At 65.5% G+C, this 15,709-nt stretch carries 15 protein-coding genes; 6 read left to right on the top strand and 9 right to left on the bottom strand.

From position 1 onward, the window contains the following. Positions 1–214: 214 nt before the first annotated feature. From F6X62_RS16015 to F6X62_RS16035, 5 genes are read right to left on the bottom strand one after another with little or no spacing between them, the layout of a single operon-like run. The gene (locus F6X62_RS16015; RefSeq protein ID WP_153774120.1) at positions 215–1,042 is read right to left on the bottom strand and encodes a CoA ester lyase; all 828 of its coding nucleotides are present in this window, start codon (positions 1,040–1,042) and stop codon (positions 215–217) included. 19 nt (positions 1,043–1,061) lie between these two features. Continuing rightward, positions 1,062–2,261: a CaiB/BaiF CoA-transferase family protein gene (locus F6X62_RS16020; RefSeq protein ID WP_153774121.1), complete on the bottom strand. Its 1,200-nt coding sequence runs from the start codon at positions 2,259–2,261 to the stop codon at positions 1,062–1,064. Between the two features lie 20 nt (positions 2,262–2,281). After that, positions 2,282–3,631, bottom strand: coding sequence for an MmgE/PrpD family protein (locus F6X62_RS16025; RefSeq protein WP_153774122.1), 1,350 nt, complete (start codon positions 3,629–3,631; stop codon positions 2,282–2,284). 10 nt (positions 3,632–3,641) lie between these two features. After that, positions 3,642–4,805: an acyl-CoA dehydrogenase family protein gene (locus F6X62_RS16030; RefSeq protein WP_153774123.1), complete on the bottom strand. Its 1,164-nt coding sequence runs from the start codon at positions 4,803–4,805 to the stop codon at positions 3,642–3,644. Positions 4,806–4,835: 30 nt separating this feature from the next. After that, a complete protein-coding gene (locus F6X62_RS16035; protein WP_054895271.1) occupies positions 4,836–5,675 on the bottom strand; it encodes a MaoC family dehydratase N-terminal domain-containing protein in 840 nt (279 codons plus the stop codon). A 126-nt stretch (positions 5,676–5,801) separates the two neighbouring features. On the opposite strand from F6X62_RS16035, the gene F6X62_RS16040 reads away from it, so the two are divergent. Next, positions 5,802–6,719, top strand: coding sequence for a LysR family transcriptional regulator (locus tag F6X62_RS16040; protein WP_125931388.1), 918 nt, complete (start codon positions 5,802–5,804; stop codon positions 6,717–6,719). Between the two features lie 214 nt (positions 6,720–6,933). Here the strand turns inward: F6X62_RS16040 and F6X62_RS16045 are convergent, their stop codons facing one another. The 3 genes from F6X62_RS16045 to F6X62_RS16055 are packed head-to-tail and all read right to left on the bottom strand — an operon-like array spanning position 6,934 to position 8,653. Further along, complete coding sequence (locus F6X62_RS16045; RefSeq protein WP_178117557.1) at positions 6,934–7,560, bottom strand: hypothetical protein; 627 nt, start codon at positions 7,558–7,560, stop codon at positions 6,934–6,936. After that, entirely contained in the window at positions 7,553–8,203 is a 651-nt protein-coding gene (locus F6X62_RS16050) for a hypothetical protein (RefSeq protein ID WP_151925041.1), read from the bottom strand. Before F6X62_RS16050 ends, F6X62_RS16045 begins: the two co-directional genes overlap by 8 nt. A 3-nt stretch (positions 8,204–8,206) precedes the next feature. Then, positions 8,207–8,653 carry a hypothetical protein gene (locus tag F6X62_RS16055; protein ID WP_054895257.1) on the bottom strand — a complete coding sequence of 149 codons (447 nt, stop codon included), beginning with the start codon at positions 8,651–8,653 and terminating at the stop codon, positions 8,207–8,209. A 177-nt stretch (positions 8,654–8,830) separates the two neighbouring features. On the opposite strand from F6X62_RS16055, the gene F6X62_RS16060 reads away from it, so the two are divergent. Both F6X62_RS16060 and F6X62_RS16065 read left to right on the top strand, forming a co-directional pair. After that, positions 8,831–9,775 carry an AraC family transcriptional regulator gene (locus F6X62_RS16060; RefSeq protein ID WP_125931386.1) on the top strand — a complete coding sequence of 315 codons (945 nt, stop codon included), beginning with the start codon at positions 8,831–8,833 and terminating at the stop codon, positions 9,773–9,775. A 132-nt stretch (positions 9,776–9,907) separates the two neighbouring features. Continuing rightward, entirely contained in the window at positions 9,908–10,369 is a 462-nt protein-coding gene (locus tag F6X62_RS16065; protein ID WP_054895259.1) for a hypothetical protein, read from the top strand. 183 nt (positions 10,370–10,552) lie between these two features. Here the strand turns inward: F6X62_RS16065 and F6X62_RS16070 are convergent, their stop codons facing one another. Continuing rightward, a complete protein-coding gene (locus F6X62_RS16070; protein ID WP_054895260.1) occupies positions 10,553–11,287 on the bottom strand; it encodes a GntR family transcriptional regulator in 735 nt (244 codons plus the stop codon). Between the two features lie 124 nt (positions 11,288–11,411). Between F6X62_RS16070 and F6X62_RS16075 the strand changes: the two genes are divergently transcribed. The 3 genes from F6X62_RS16075 (at position 11,412) to F6X62_RS16085 (ending at position 15,539) form a co-directional block, all read left to right on the top strand. After that, a complete protein-coding gene (locus F6X62_RS16075; RefSeq protein ID WP_153774125.1) occupies positions 11,412–12,767 on the top strand; it encodes an adenylosuccinate lyase family protein in 1,356 nt (451 codons plus the stop codon). Between the two features lie 66 nt (positions 12,768–12,833). Continuing rightward, complete coding sequence (gene dctA, locus F6X62_RS16080) at positions 12,834–14,135, top strand: C4-dicarboxylate transporter DctA (protein ID WP_054895262.1); 1,302 nt, start codon at positions 12,834–12,836, stop codon at positions 14,133–14,135. Positions 14,136–14,150: 15 nt separating this feature from the next. After that, positions 14,151–15,539, top strand: a complete 1,389-nt coding sequence (locus tag F6X62_RS16085) for a lyase family protein (RefSeq protein WP_153774126.1) — start codon at positions 14,151–14,153, stop codon at positions 15,537–15,539. The last annotated feature ends 170 nt before the right edge of the window (positions 15,540–15,709 follow it).

Consider the following 15,709-nt stretch of genomic DNA (forward strand, 5'->3'; position numbering starts at 1 on the left):
TGTCACTGCCTTGCTCAAAGTCTAAAACCAGCCCAGCTCCTGTGGGAGCGGGCTTGCCCGCGAAAAGGACACCGCGGTGTAGGGCACCGGCTTTGCCGGTGATCGCGGGGCAAGCCCGCTCCTACAGGGATTGGGCTGGCCTTTAGATTTTGATCAAGACAGTTGCACCCACAAATGCATCGGTGGGGATGGCGCCGGCTTGCCCCCGAAGGGCCTAGGTGCTTTCGGCCAATGCCAACAGCCGCTGCGCCCGCAACAGCACCGGCGCATCGATCATCTGCCCATCGAGCTGGAACGCCCCGGCACCCTTGGCCGCCACACTGGCGTCCACCACCCGCCGTGCCCAGGCCAGCTCTTCGCTGCTCGGCGCCAGCACGCCATGAATCAACGGCACCTGGCTGGGATGAATGCACAGCGCCCCGCCATAGCCCATGTCATAGGCATGGCGCATGGCCCGCTGCTGCCCTTGCGGGTCGCCAATGGCGGGGAACACGCCGTCGAGCGGCGGCGCCAGGTCGGCGCCGCGTGAATGCAGTTGCACCGCCATGCGCGCCTGGTCGAGAAAACGCTGGGCCGAGGCGCTGTCGGTGTTGAGGTTCAGGTCCAGCGCCAGGTCCAGGCTGCCGAACGACAAACGCTCGACCCCCTCGGCACCGGCAATGCGCTCCAGCGCCAGCAAGCCCTTGGCCGTCTCGATGATCGGCAGCACCGGTTTGCCAGTGCGCGCAGCTACTGCGACCTGGGCGGCATTTTCCACCTTGGGCAGCAGCACAGCGCTGACACCGGACTGCTGCGCGCAGAACGCCAGGTCATCGGCATGCCCGGCATGCTCCGGGGCGTTGACCCTGACCCACACCCGCGCCTGCGGATGGGCTGCAAGAAAGGCTGCGAGATTGTCACGCGCCTGAAGCTTGAGCGGCTCCTCGACGGCATCCTCGAAATCGACGATAACGGCATCGGCGCCCGCAGCCAGGGCCTTGGCAAAACGCTCGGGACGGCTGCCCGGCACGAACAGCGCCGAACGGACGATGGTTTGCGGCATCAGCAATCACTCCTTGTCATCAAACGACACCAGCAGCCGCCAGTCGGGCCTGGTCGTCGGCCGAAAAACCCAGCTCCTCGAGGATCGCCGCGCTGTGCTGCCCCAATCCCGGCACCGGGTCCATGCGCGGGGTAAAGGCGGCGTTGCGCCCTGGCGGCAGCAGCGACGGCAGCTTGCCAGCCGGGCTGTCGACCTCGCGCCAGCAGTCCCTGGCCTTGAGCTGCGGGTGCTGCCAGACGCCCTGCATGTCGTTGACCCGGGCGTTGGCGATCTGCGCGTCTTCGAGACGTGCCACCACCTCATCCAGCGACAGTTCGGCGAAGCCGTCGATGATGATCTGGCGCAGCACCTCGCGGTTCTCCGAGCGCCGGAAGTTCGCGGAGAAACGCGCATCGCTGGCCAGCGCCGGGTCGAGCAGGACCTTTTCACAGAACAGCTGCCATTCCCGTTCGTTCTGCAAACCGAGCATGATCGTGCCGCCACCGCCGGTGGGGAACGGCCCGTACGGATAGATCGTCGAGTGCGAAGCGCCGGCCCGTGGTGGTGGTGGCGCGCCGTTGTAGGCGTAGTACATCGGGTAGCCCATCCATTCCACCAGGCTCTCCAGCATCGACACGTCGATGCGGCTGCCGATACCGGTCTTGTCACGCAGCAGCAGCGCCGACAGCACGCCGGTGTAGGCATACATACCGGCAGCGATATCGGCGACCGAGCATCCGGCCTTGGCCATCTGCTCGTCACCCGGCCCGCCGGTCACCGAGAGAAAGCCGCCCTCGCTCTGGATCAGCAGGTCGTAGGCCTTCTTCTTCTCGTACGGGCCACCTTCGCCGTAGCCGGAAATATCACAGACGATCAGCCGAGGAAAACGCGCGTGCAGGGAATCGAACGACAACCCCATGCGCGCCGCCGCACCCGGTGCGAGGTTCTGCACCAGCACGTCGGCCTTGGCCAGCAGCGCCAGGAGAATGTCGTCGGCCTCGTCCTGCTTGAGGTCCAGGGTCAGGCTCTGCTTGGAGCGGTTGGTCCAGACGAAGTGCGAGGCCAGGCCATCGACACGCTGGTCGTAACCACGGGCGAAGTCCCCGCTGCCGGGGCGCTCGATCTTGATCACGCGCGCGCCCAGGTCCGCGAGTTGGCGGGTGCAGAACGGCGCGGCGATGGCATGTTCCAGGCTGACGACGGTGATGCCGTCCAGCGGGCGGGGAGCGGATTGGGTCATGGCAAATTCCTGTTCGGTGTTCAATGCAGGTCCGCCAGCGACTGCGCGTCACGCAGTTGCCAGACGCGCTCGATCAGCGCACGGCCCTCGGCCTCGCTGCGCTGCCCGGCATAGGCCAGCAGGCGCTGGAACTTGGCCTCCAGCTCCGGGCGCGACAGGGTATTGCCGGGGTCGCCCTTGGGTTCGTCGATGGCCGCGCTGAACTGCCGGCCATCGACGCAACGCACCTCGACCCGGCCCAGCCAGCGCGCCGGGTAGGCGCCGTCCACTTCGGGGTCCAGTTGCATGCGCACCTTGTCGCGGAACGCGGCGATGCGCGGGTCGGTCAGCGCCAGGTCGCGGAACTCCAGCAACTGCGCGCTGCCATGCACGGCGATCAGACCCAGCACCGTGCCCATGGAGAACTTGGCCTGGTGCACGGTGCTCGGCGTGGTCACCCGCCCCAGCACATCGATGGCGCCCTGGTGCACGCGGGTGATGACTTCAGCGATCTGCTCATGGCCCAGCCCCTCGCGCTGCATCAGGTGCAGCAGCGCATCGGCTGCCGGGTGGGTATGGCGGCACGAGGCGTGGAACTTGAACGAGGTTTCCGCCAGCGCCCAGCGCGTACCGAGCCGGTCGGACAGCCGCGCCGGGTCGGCGTCGGTGGACATGCCCGCAGCCATGCCCTGGTCACCTTCGAGAATGTTGCGCGCACCGCTCAGGCCATCGGCGGTGAGGTAGGCCGCAAGCAAGCCATCGGCGGCGGCCTTGGCAGTGTGCAGCTGCTTGGAATCGGCGGCGTCGCGCAGAAACTCCCACAGCCCTGCGGCCTGGGTGCCGGCGCTGCCGAGCAGGTTGATGAACTGCTCCTGATTGAAGTCCAGCAGCTTGCCCACGCCCACAGCGGCAGCCAGGGTGCCGACGGTGGCGGTGGTGTGGAAGATCCGATAATGCGAACGGCCAAGGAATTCGCCGATGCGAATGCCGGCTTCGTAGCCAGCCACCGAGGCCAGCAGCAGGTCCTGGCCGGACTTGCCCAGGTCTTGCGCGGCCGCCAGCACGGCGGAGAACACCACGGTGGCCGGGTGCAGCACGGAGCTGTTGTGCAGGTCGTCCTGCTCGACCAGGTGCGAGGCGGCGCCGTTGACCAGCGCGGCGAAATAGGCCGAGGTGCGCCGGCCATTGGTCAGCACCCGCGCACGGCCTGACGAGGGCCCCATGCGCTCGGCGTAACGCTCGAACAGCGGGATCGGGTGCGATCCCTGGCTGGCCAGGGCCGAGCCGAGCCAGTCGAGGAACAGGTCTTCGGTGCGGTCCAGCACGCTGCTGGGGATGGCCTCGTAGCGCAGGTCGGCCAGGAAGCCGGCCAGGGCTTGGGTATCACGCATGGTCGGCTCCTCAGAAGCTGCGCGGCAGCTCGAGCAGGTGCTCGGCCACGTACGACAGAATCAGGTTGGTGGAGATCGGCGCCACCTGGTACAGGCGGGTCTCGCGGAACTTGCGCTCGACGTCGTATTCGTTGGCAAAGCCGAAGCCGCCGTGGGTCTGCAGGCAGGCATTGGCCGCCTCCCACGAGGCCTTGGCGGCCAGGTACTTGGCCATGTTCGCCGCCGCCCCGGCGTTGGCGCCGCTGTCGTATTCGGCGCAGGCGCGCCAGCGCATCAGGTCGGCGGCCTCGATCTCGATATGGGCCTCGGCGATGGGGAACTGCACGCCCTGGTTCTGCCCGATCGGGCGACCGAACACCACGCGGTCGCGGGCGTACTGGCTGGCCTTTTCGACGAACCAGCGCCCATCGCCGATGCACTCGGCGGCAATCAGCGTGCGCTCGGCGTTCAGGCCGTCGAGGATGTAGCGGAAGCCTTTGCCTTCCTCGCCAATCAGGCTGGTGGCCGGGATTTCCAGGTTGTCGAAGAACAGCTCGTTGGTCTCGTGCTTGACCATGTTGGCGATCGGCTGCACGGTCAGGCCGTTGCCGATCGCTTCACGCAGGTCGACCAGGAAAATCGACATGCCTTCGGATTTCTTCTTCACCTCCGGCAGCGGCGTGGTGCGCGCCAGCAGGATCATCAGGTCCGAATGCTGCACGCGCGAGATCCACACTTTCTGCCCATTGATCACGTACTTGTCGCCCTGGCGCACGGCAGTGGTCTTGATCTTGGTGGTGTCGGTGCCGGTGGTCGGCTCGGTCACGCCCATCGACTGCAGGCGCAGCTCGCCACTGGCAAGCTTGGGCAGGTAGAAGCGCTTCTGCTCGTCGCTACCGTTTCGCAGCAAGGTGAACATGTTGTACATCTGCCCGTGGATGGTGCCGGAGTTGCCGCCACAGCGGTTGACCTCCTCGAGAATCACCGACGCCTCGGCCAGGCCCAGGCCCGACCCGCCGTACTCTTCGGGGATCATCGCCGACAGCCAGCCGGCATCGGTCATGGCCTTGACGAAGGCTTCCGGAAAACCTTTTTCTTCATCGATCCGGCGCCAGTATTCGGCGGGGAATTCGGCGCACAGGGCGCGCACGCCCTCGCGGATGGCATTGAGGTCATCGCTGTCGTAGCTGTGCATGTGTGGACTCTCTGCGAAGGCTTGAGGAGGTCAGTCGAAGGTCACTTCGGCACTCTGTGCAGTGCCGTCGGCGTTGCCGGCCCACAGCCGCGCCTTGCCCGGTGCTTCGATGCAGCCACTGACCTGGAACGCTGCGGGCAGGGTCAGCGGCCGCACACCGCGGTAGGCGAAGTGGCGCACGGGCTTGTCGGGGTGGGCCCGCACGAAGGCGCGCAGGTTGAGGGTGGCGATCATCGGGCCATGCACCACCAGGCCGGGGTAGCCTTCGGTCTCGGTGACGTAGGGGTGGTCGTAGTGGATGCGGTGGCCGTTGAAGGTGATGGCCGAGTAGCGGAACAGCAACGTCGGCGTCGGGGTGATGGTTTCGCTCCACTCACCCACCTCGCTCGGCGTGCCGCTGCCGCGCTTGGGCGGGTTGGGCTCGCGGTAGACGATGTCCTGCTCCTCGCGGATGCACAGGCGGCCGTCCTGGGAGTAATCGTGGCGCACGGTGACGAACAGCAGTGCGCCAGTGCGTCCGTGCTTTTCCTCGATGTGCAGGATGGTCGACAGGCGGTGGGCTTCACCGCCGACTTTCAGCGGCGCGATGAACTCGACCCGCCCGCCAGCCCACATGCGGTTGCGGTTGTCGGCCGGTGGCAGGAAGCCGCCACGGGCAGGATGACCGTCGCTGCCCAGTTGCGACTCTGGCAGCGGCTCCTGGAAGAAGCACCAGGTCCACAGATGCGGCAGCGCATCACCATGGCCTGGCGCGGCCTCGCCGAAGGTCGCGGCAATGCGCTTGACCAGGTTGCGGCTGAGCACATCCCAGGCCTCTTCAGTGCGGCCGATCCAGGCGCTGAAGTCGGTGGGCGAAGTCGAAGCAGTCATGAGCATGGGCCTCTGCATTTGTTGTTATGGGCCGATCATGCGAGGCGCCCGGCATTCTGTGAATTTGCATTTGCGTAAACCAGCGTTCATAAATGCCGAACGCCTCTGCTACGACAGGACTCCCCCATGCACTTCGACCTGGCTGACTTGCGGCTCTTCATCCACATCGGCGAATCGCCGAGCCTCACCCAAGGTGCGCGCCGTGCGTTTCTCTCCCCCGCCGCAGCCAGCGCGCGGATCAAGGCCCTCGAGGCGCAGCTCGACACCCGCCTGCTGTACCGCGACAGCCGTGGCGTGGAGCTGACGCCCGCCGGTCAGAAACTGCTGACCCATGCGCGCCTGATCATGCGTCAGGTGGAGTACCTCAAGGCCGAGTTCACCCAGTTCGGCACCGATTCGGCCGGGCACATCCGCATCTTCGCCAACACCACTGCGGTGACCGAGTTCCTGCCCGAAGTGCTGGCCGGGTTTCTCGCCCAGCGGCCGGGGGTGACGGTCGACCTGCAGGAGCGGCTGTCACGCGATATCGTGCGCGGGGTGCTCGATGGCAGCAGCGACATGGGCATCATCGCCGGGCCCGTGGAGGCGGCCGGGCTTCAGGTGATGCGCTTCAGTACCGACAGGCTGGTGCTGATCGTGCCGGCCGGGCACGAGTTGGCGGGCCGCAAGCAGGTGACGCTCAAGCAGACCCTGGCCTACCAGCACATCGGCCTGCATGACGGCAGCACCTTGCTGACCTTCCTGCGCGATCACGTCGAGCGTATTGGCCAGAGCCTGGCACTGCGGATCCAGATGTCGAGCTTCGAGGCGATCTGCCGGATGGTCGAGGCCGGCGTGGGGATCGGGATCATCCCCGAGTCTTCGGCGATGCGGCACAGCCACACCATGAACCTGGTGACCATTGAGCTGGACGAGCCGTGGGCAGTGCGTGAGCGCAGCATCCTGGTGCGCGAGCTGGATGCATTGCCGGGGACGGTACGGGCGTTGATCGCGACCTTGATGCCGCAAGCGGATGGCACCGACGCTGACGGTGTTCGCGGGTGACCCTGTGCGATTGGACTGACCCTTGGATTTTGAACAAGACAGTTGCCTTCACAGCTGCGGGGGGCTTTTGTGGGAGCGGGCTTGCCCGCGAAAAGGACACCGCGCTGCCTGGCACGGGCTACGCCCGTGTTCGCGGGCAAGCCCGCTCCTACAGGGATTGGGCAGGCGTTGGGGTCTTGAACAAGACAGTTCTTCCCCCAAAGCTCCCTCAAGATCACATCCCCAACTGCCCCAGCGTACGCCGCGCCTGGGCTGCTTCCATGCAGACATACAGCCGGTCGGTCAGCGCCTGCAGATCGACGCGCCGCCCGTCCACCACCGGCGTGCACACCCACAACTTCACCCGCAAGCCACCGGCCACTGGCCACGCATCCGGCGCCACCAGTGACTTGAAGCAGGCCGGCGCGAGCTGCGGCGCTCGGCTGATGGCTGCCAGCGAAAACACCAGCGTCATGCTCAGATGACGCTGGTAGATTTCGAACCCATCGAAACAGTACAAGGGCGTCGGCGCGTGCGAGTTGGCGAACAGCACAGAGTCGTCAGCCACACTCAACACACACTTGCCATGTCGGCGGCGCAGCCCCTCGGCGAGCGCCAGCCCAGCCACGCCGGCAACCAGCAGCAGCACGCCAGGCCCCCACAGCAACCAGTGCCCGGATTGCATCTGCCACTGCGCAGGCAAACTGGCCAGCCAGCCGCCGACCACCACCAGCGAAAACGCCAGCAACGCACAGGCCAGCGCCTTGCCACGCGACGATTCGTGCAGCGCCCATGGCTTGCAGGACTCCTCCGCATGAGCCCTGAGCCAGGCCAGCAAGGTTTCCCGGTCGGTGTCAGCCATGAACCTGCAGGGCGTCCAGTTGCTGCTGTGCACAGGCGGCGTCGCGGTAGGCACCCAGCAGCGCGGCGATTTCATCGCAGTCCAGCTTGCGCCCACCGGTCATCAGCCCGGCAGAGTGGATGCGTACATGCGGCTCGGGCTTGTTCAACGCCATGGCCTGGTTGCCGAATACCTGCAGCCTCGCCACATGGTGCGTGGGCAGATGGGCGTGAGAGTCGAGCGTGAGTTTCTGCAGGGTCAGCAGCCCTTCGTCCTTGACCAGGATGTCCTGCACCTCGGCCATTTCGATCGGCGCATCGAGCGTATCGACGAACAGCTGACGACGGGTCAGGCGCATGAACACCTGCTTGCCCGCGTCCCGGTGCTGCCAGGTGACGAGCAGGGAAAACACGACCAGGAAGCCAGCGCATACCGTCAGCCCGGTTCGCCCCATGTTGATGGCCATCGCCAGCATGCCCAGCGATACCAGCAACATGATCGGGCCCCACAGCTTGTAGCGTCGGGAGTTGGTGAATTCGGTCTGCTCAGGAACTCGCTCGATCATCAGACGCAGTTCGGCGATCACGCGGTCGCGCTGGGCCGCTCGGGACTGGCCGTACTCATCGGGAGAAAGGGAGGGATCAGGGTGTTGTGGCGTGGTCATGGCTTACTCGGTACGGGCATTGAGGTAATCGGTCAGGAACGCCTGGGCGTTGCCCTGTTCGGAAAGGGCCTGCGAGTAGCCGATCTTCAGCGCCTGGGCTTCGCCCGGCAGGTACAGTTCGCTGGCGCTCCAGCTGTCCGAACCCTGGATCACCAGTGCCGCGAACTTCTGGCCGTCGACCGTGGTGTAGTAGCGGGTCAGCTTGTCGGTCTTCTCGACTTTCATCTTCTGGATGCGCATGTTCCAGTCGTGGTCGACGCCCTCGACCTGCACCAGCGCCTCGTTGGCGCTGCGCTCACCGATACGCAGGGTCCAGACCTTCACGCCCTGCTCGCCGGCATAGGCCACGACCTTTTCGGCCACCGATGGACGCTCCTCGGCCTGGGCCATGGCGCCCACAAGCGCCAGCGCTGCGACCATGCCGGCCGCCCATCTGCGATGAATCGACATACTGCTTGCTCCTCGAAATTCTGGGGCCTTGTATTGAAAGGGGCATGGGCCAGCCTGCCAACCGGCCTGGCCGCTGCGCACAACAAACAGGCCGTTGCGCACAATGGCTGACGTCCGAGGCGTGTTCGCGTTAACATTCCGCCACCCGCCACGACACCCTATGGACAGGCTTGGCAGATGGAACGCTGGACCCCTTACCTGGACATGCAGTTCAGCTTCGACCGCCCAGGCTCGCTGGCCCAGGCGGGCGTCCTCGACAGCGCCGCCAGCCACGTCATGGGCAGTGCGATCGGTCATTACCGCGCCCACACCGTGCGTGCGCACCTGCAGTACTTCGACTGCGACCTGCAGTTTCCCGAGCCGCTACGCATCCACAAGGTGTTGCCCGACAGCCTGTGCCTGGTGCACATGCTCAGCGGCCAATGGCAGCACCGGGTCGACGGCCAGCTCAACCACTACCTCACCGGCAAAACCTATGCGCTGGGCCTGAGCGAGCACATGGAAGCCTTCGACCAGTTGCCCGCCGACAGCCATGCGCGCATGGCCGGGCTGCGCGTTGGTGCCGACTACCTGCGCGAACTGGCCGAGGAAGATCCGCACCTGCAATCCTTGATCGGGTTGCTCGACGACGGCATGAAATTCACCGATTTCGAGCGCTGCCCGGCGCTGGGTCGCCTGCTGCAGCAGCTCTACCATTCGCCCTACCACGGCACGCTCAAGCGCCTGCACCAGGAAAGCCTGAGCCTGGCCGTGCTGGTGGAACTGGCCACGCACCTCGGCAACCGCCCGCTGGCGCCTGCGCCGACGGTTCGCGGCCAGCGCGACCTGGCCCACGAGGCGCGGCGCCTGCTCGACCTGAACCTGGTCGACCCGCCCGGCAGCCTGGCGCTGGCCCGACAGCTAGGGGTGGGCGAAACCACCCTGCGCCGCGCCTTCGCCAAGGTGTTCGGCCAGTCGATGCTGCAGTACCTGCGCCAGCAGCGCATGGAGCTGGCCCGCACGTTGTTGCTGCAACGCAAATGGCAGGTGGCACAGATTGCCTATCGCCTGGGCTATGCCAACCCGGCCAATTTCAGCAACGCCTACAAGGCCTACCACGGGCATCCGCCGGGTATGGAGTGATCGCCTGCGCTGTGAAAGCTGTGAGCTGTTGTGAATCGTTGTGAAGCCTCACAATACTAGCCAATTGCCCATGCTACCGTCCGGAGCCGTCATCAAGACGACCCCTTCATTTCCGTTTCGGGAGCAGCGCCAATGTCTACCATCACCCCCGCTGGTAGCGGGTCCAACACTCCAAAAGCCTCGAGCTCAGCCTTCGACAACCGCCTGGACACCGCCAAGTCGAGCCAGGTGATCGCCGATTACATGCGCCAGACCGGCAAGTCGGCCATCACCAAGGACGAACTCGACAAGCTGGCCGACAACAAGTCAGGCAACGTGCCGGCCAATGTGTCGGATGCGGCGAAATACATGCAGCGCCACCCGGATGTGTTCACTGCCATCGAAACCCATGACGTACCCGGCGCCGACAACCTGTCCGGGGTATGGAACTTCGATTGGGCGGCCAAGGGCGGCCTGGCCGGCACGCCGACCGACGCCATCGCCAAGATGCAGGACACCTTCGACCTGGCGATCGAGAAGTCGGCGAAGATCACTGAAGTGACCACAGGCAAGAAAGCCGAGCTGGATGCGACCAAGCAGCGGCCGAGCAACTGATTAAAGGCGGTATGCAGGTTCTCCTCTGCTGCCGCTCAGTACCTTGTGGGGGCAACTGTGTTATTCAAACTCTAAAGGCCAGCCCTGTGGGAGCGGGCTTGCCCGCGAAGCAGACTCCGCGGTGGACGGCCAGGGCTTCGCCCTGGTTCGCGGGCAAGCCCCGCTCCCACAAGGTCAACACTGTCACCGCTGCGCACGGGTCATGTGCATCACCAGCTTGAAACGGTCGCGCGGGTAGACCGTCTCCGACACCGAGATGATCTCGCCATCCTGGTCGCGGTACTGGCGAATGATGTTCAGCCCCAGATCCCCGCTGGGCGCCTTCAGGCTCGCACTGAGCTCCGCAGTGAGCTGCACCGGGCTCACTTCCTGATCCACCGCCTCGATGCTCTTGGCAAACGCCTTGCCGATCAGGGCAGCGATCAGCTCGCCCGGATGGGCCTCGGCCTCGGCCACCACGTCGGCGAAGCGCTGCTCGGCATATACATCCGTCCAGCACAGCGGATAACGATGCTCGCCACTCTCGACCTTGATGCTCGACACGCAGAAATAATGCCCCCCTGGCGTCAGCCCAAGTCGTCTGGCCAGCGCGATGTCCGCCACGAAATGGCGCACCCCCTGGATCTCCCGCACATGCGATTCGGCCACCTGAACCAGGTCGGTGATCGAATCGATCGCTTGTGAGTAACCGCTGCGCGGCGCTGCCGCCTCGACCCGGGTGCCGACCTTCCGTCGCCTCGACACCATCCCCTGACCCTGCAACTGATCGATCGCCGCACGCACGGTGTGCCGCCCCACGCCATACAGGTCGCACAGCTCAAGCTCGGTGGGCAGCAGCGAGCCGACCGGGTGATCGCCCCGGGCAATCTTGTCGGTGAGGTCTCTGGCGATATCGGTGTAGCGGCCGCGGGTGCTCATTCAAGGCTCATGTTCACGGAAGGCGAAGGCTTGACAGTGTATCAAATGTGGCAGACCATTTTGTTCGGATGTATTAATTAAGTCCGAATAAAAACGAACAAATACCGAACAAAAAGGATCCGCCATGTCCACCACCGTCTTCGACTCCTCCCTGTTCCGCGACATGTTCGGCACCGCCGAAATGCGCGGAGTGTTCTCCGACCAGGCGCTGATCGAGCGTTACATCGAAGTCGAGGTCGCCCTGGCCCGTGCCGAGGCGCGCTGTGGCGTGATCCCCGCCGCCGCTGCCGAGCAGATCGCCGCCAAGGCCACCTACGCCTCGCTCGACCTGGCGCTGATGCAGCACGAGACCGAGATCGTCGGCTACCCGATCCTGCCTCTGGTCGAACAACTGTCGAAGACCTGCGGCGAAGCCGGGCGCTACCTGCACTGGGGCGCCACCACCCAGGACATCATGGACACCGCCGTGGTGCTGCAGGTACGCGCCGGGCTGGCCATCGTCGAGCGCGATATCCTCGCCGTGCGCGGATTGCTCGCCGAGCTCGCGCAGCGCTATCGCGACACCCCCATGGCCGGCCGCACCCACCTGCAGCATGCCTTGCCAATCACCTTCGGCTACAAGTGCGCGGTCTGGCTGAGCATGTTCGACCGCCATGCCGAACGCCTGGTCGAGCTGCGTCCACGGGTTGAAGTGGGTCAGTTCGCGGGCGCCGCAGGCACCCTCGCCTCCCTCGGCGACAAAGGCCTGGAAGTGCAGGAGGCGCTGATGGCCGAGCTTGGCCTGAACGTGCCGCAGGCCACCTGGCACGTGGCCCGCGATGGCCTGGCCGAGGCCCTTAACTTCCTGGGGTTGGTCACCGGTTCGCTGGGCAAGGTCGCGCTGGACGTGATGATGATGATGACCAGCGAGCTGGGCGAGGCCTACGAGCCCTTCGTCAAAGGGCGTGGCGCCAGCAGCACCATGCCGCAGAAGCGCAACCCGATCTCCTGCGAACTGATGTACGCCGCCGCCAAGGGTGTACGCCAGCAAGCCGGACTGATGCTCGATGCGATGATCCAGGACTTCGAACGCTCCACCGGTCCTTGGCAGGCCGAGTGGATCGCCATTCCCGAAGCGTTCGCCCTCACCGCCGCCTCGCTGGGCCAGGCGAAATTCATGCTTGCCGGCCTTGAAGTGCGCACCGAACGCATGCGCCAGAACCTCGACATGACCCGCGGCCTGATCGTTGCCGAGGCGGTAATGATGGGCCTCGCGCCGGAGCTGGGCCGCCAGGTGGCCCACGATGTGGTGTACGCCGCCTGCCGCGTGGCCAACGACGAGAACGTCAGCCTGCTCGATGCGCTGCTGCGCGATGCCGAGGTCAGCGCCCGCCTGCCGCGTGCCGAACTCGAGCGCCTGACCGATCCGGCCAATTACCTGGGCCTGGCACCGCAGATGGTCGACCGCGCCCTGGAACGCCCCGGCCGCGTGCCACGTTGATGCAAGACGCGGGCTCACCCGGGCCCGCGGGGTTTTCTCGACAACGACAACAATGAGAATTCGACCATGTCATCTGCACCCGCAAAACCGTTCTACCGCGACCTGACCTTCCAGGTCGTCGCTGCCATGCTGATCGGCATCGCCTTCGGCTTCATCGCCCCGGAGCTTGCGGCCAAGTTCAAGATCCTCGGCGACATCTTTCTCAAGCTGATCAAGACCGCCGTGGCGCCACTGGTGTTCTTCACCGTGGTCCACGGCATCGCCTCGGCCGGTGATATCCGCCGCGTCGGCAAGGTCGGCATCCGCGCGCTGATCTACTTCGAGGTGGTCTCCACCCTCGCCCTGGCCATCGGCCTTGGCTGGGGCAACCTGATCGACATCGGCTCGGGAATGCACGATGCCCACCCCAACAGCGCCACCTCGGCGGCCGCAGCGGCAGCCGTTGCCAAGGGCCACGCGCCGCAATCGACCCTGGACTTCATCTACGGCATCTTTCCTGACAACTTCGTCGGGGCCTTCGCCGGTGGCCAACTGCTGCAAGTGCTGGTGATCTCGGTGCTGTTCGGCTTCGCCCTGCTGGCCCTCAAGGCCGAGCGCCGGGCAGTGGTCGAGGACGGGCTGAATCGCGTCTCGGAGTGTTTCTTCGAGTTCATCAACCTGATCATGAAACTCGCCCCGCTGGGCGCCTTCGGCTCGGTCGCCTACGCCGTGGGCAGCAATGGCACCGCGGTGCTGATGTCGCTGGCCAACCTGGTGCTGATGTTCTACGTCGCGGTGCTGTTCTTCATCTTCGTGGTGCTGGGCGCGGTGTGCCGGATCAGCGGGTTCAGCCTGTGGCGCTTCCTCACCTACATCAAGGATGAAGTGTTCATCGTGCTGGGCACCGCCTCGTCGGAAAGCGCCCTGCCGCGCCTGCTGCAGAAGCTCGAGAAGTTCGGCTGCTCCAAGCAGAGCGTGGGGCTGGTGCTGCCCACCGGCTATGCCTTCAACCTCGATGGCACCTCGATCTACATGTCGCTGTGCGTGCTGTTCATCGCCAACGCCTATGGCGTGCCGCTGAGCTGGGAGCAGCAACTGGGCATCATCGCCATCATGCTGGTGACCTCCAAGGGCGCGGCGGCAGTGTCCGGCGGCAGCTTCGTGGTGTTCGCCGCCACCGTGACCGCCATCGGCCACCTGCCGGTCGAGGGCCTGGCATTGCTGTTCGGCGTGTACCGCTTCATGTCCATGGCCATCGCCACCTGCAACACCATCGGCAACAGCATCGCTACCGTGGTGGTCGCCAAATGGTCGGGGGAATTCTCCGAGCAGCAGGCCCAGGGCGAGTACCAGCGAGTGCTCGGGCGCAGCGCTGCGGCGCCACTCTGAGCCATGGAGAACGACATGCAGAACGTTCGTATCGAACACGACGCCTTCGGCCCGGTGCAGATCCCCGAAGACAAGTACTGGGGTGCCCAGACCCAACGCGCCATCGGCGTGTTCGGTGCCGGCCGCGAGCAGTTCCCGCCGGTCCTGTTGCACGCTTTCGGCCAGCAGAAACTGGCCAGTGCCCGTGCCAACCGGCGCCTGGGCGCGCTGGACGCAGGGCTGGCCGAGGTGATCGAACAGGCCGCGCAAGAACTCGCCGACGGCCACTTCGACCGCCATTTCCCGCTGACACTGTGGCAGACCGGCTCTGGCACCCAGACCAACATGAACGCCAACGAGGTGATCGCCAACCGTGCCAACCAGTTGCTAGGGCAGGCGCTGGGCACCAAGGCGCCGGTGCACCCGAACGATCACGTCAATGCTTCGCAGTCGTCCAACGACACCTTCCCGACGGTGATGCACCTGGCCACCCGCGTTGCCCTCGGTCGCGACCTGCTGCCGGCGCTTGCTCACCTGCACGCCGAGCTGCAGGCCAAGGCCCGACAGTGGCATGACGTGCTGAAGATCGGCCGTACCCACCTGATGGACGCGGTACCGATGACCATGGGCCAGGCCTTCGCCAGTTTCGCCGCGCAGATCGCCCACGGCATCGAGCGCGTGCAAGGCTGCCTGCCACGGCTCGACAGCCTGCCCCAGGGCGGCACGGCGGTAGGGACCGGGCTCAACACGCCGCCAGGCTTTGCCGAGGCTTTTTGCGAAGAGCTGTCGCTGATCACCCAGACCCGCTTCACCGCCAACCCGTGCAAGTTCGAGGGCATGGGCACCCACGATGTGTTCGTCGAGGTGTCGGGGGTGCTGAACGTGCTGGCAGTGTCGTTGACCAAGCTGGCCAATGACATCCGGCTGCTCAGCTCCGGTCCGCGCTGCGGGCTGGGTGAGCTGGTGGTGCCTGATGATGGGCTGACGTCTTCGATCATGCCCGGCAAGCGCAATCCGACCATCGCCGAGGTCCTGGCCCAGGCCTGCATGCAGGTGATGGGCAACCACACCACGGTGTCGGTGGCCGGGGCCTCGAGCCTGTTCGAGTTGAACGTCGCCAAACCGGTGATCATCCACAACGTGCTGCAGTCGATCAGCGTGCTGGCCGAGAGCGTGACGATCTTCACCGACAAGCTGCTGGCGGGGCTGGAGGTGAATCACGCGGTGCTCGCGCGCAATGTGGAAGGCTCGCTGCTGCTGGCCACGGCCTTGAACCCGGTGCTGGGTTACGACCAGGTGGCGCGCATTACCCGCAAGGCGGCGGACGAGGGGCTGACGCCCAAGGAGGCGGCGGTGGCGCTGGGGCTGTTGACGGCGCAGGAGTACGACGCGTACGTCAGGCCGCAGGAGATGGTGGGAGGCTGAGGTGCGGGGCAAGCCCGCACCCTGTAGGAGCGGGCTTGCCCCGCGATGAATTCACCACGGTGTATCGGCCAGGGCTTCGCCCTGGTTCGCGGGTGAATCCGCTCCCACAGGTTCATCACTGCTTTCGACAACGGCGCGTTGCCACACCCACAGTAAACCGCAGGCTTTGA

This window comes from Pseudomonas sp. MNR3A (assembly GCF_009650575.1).
GTDB lineage: Bacteria > Pseudomonadota > Gammaproteobacteria > Pseudomonadales > Pseudomonadaceae > Aquipseudomonas > Aquipseudomonas machongensis.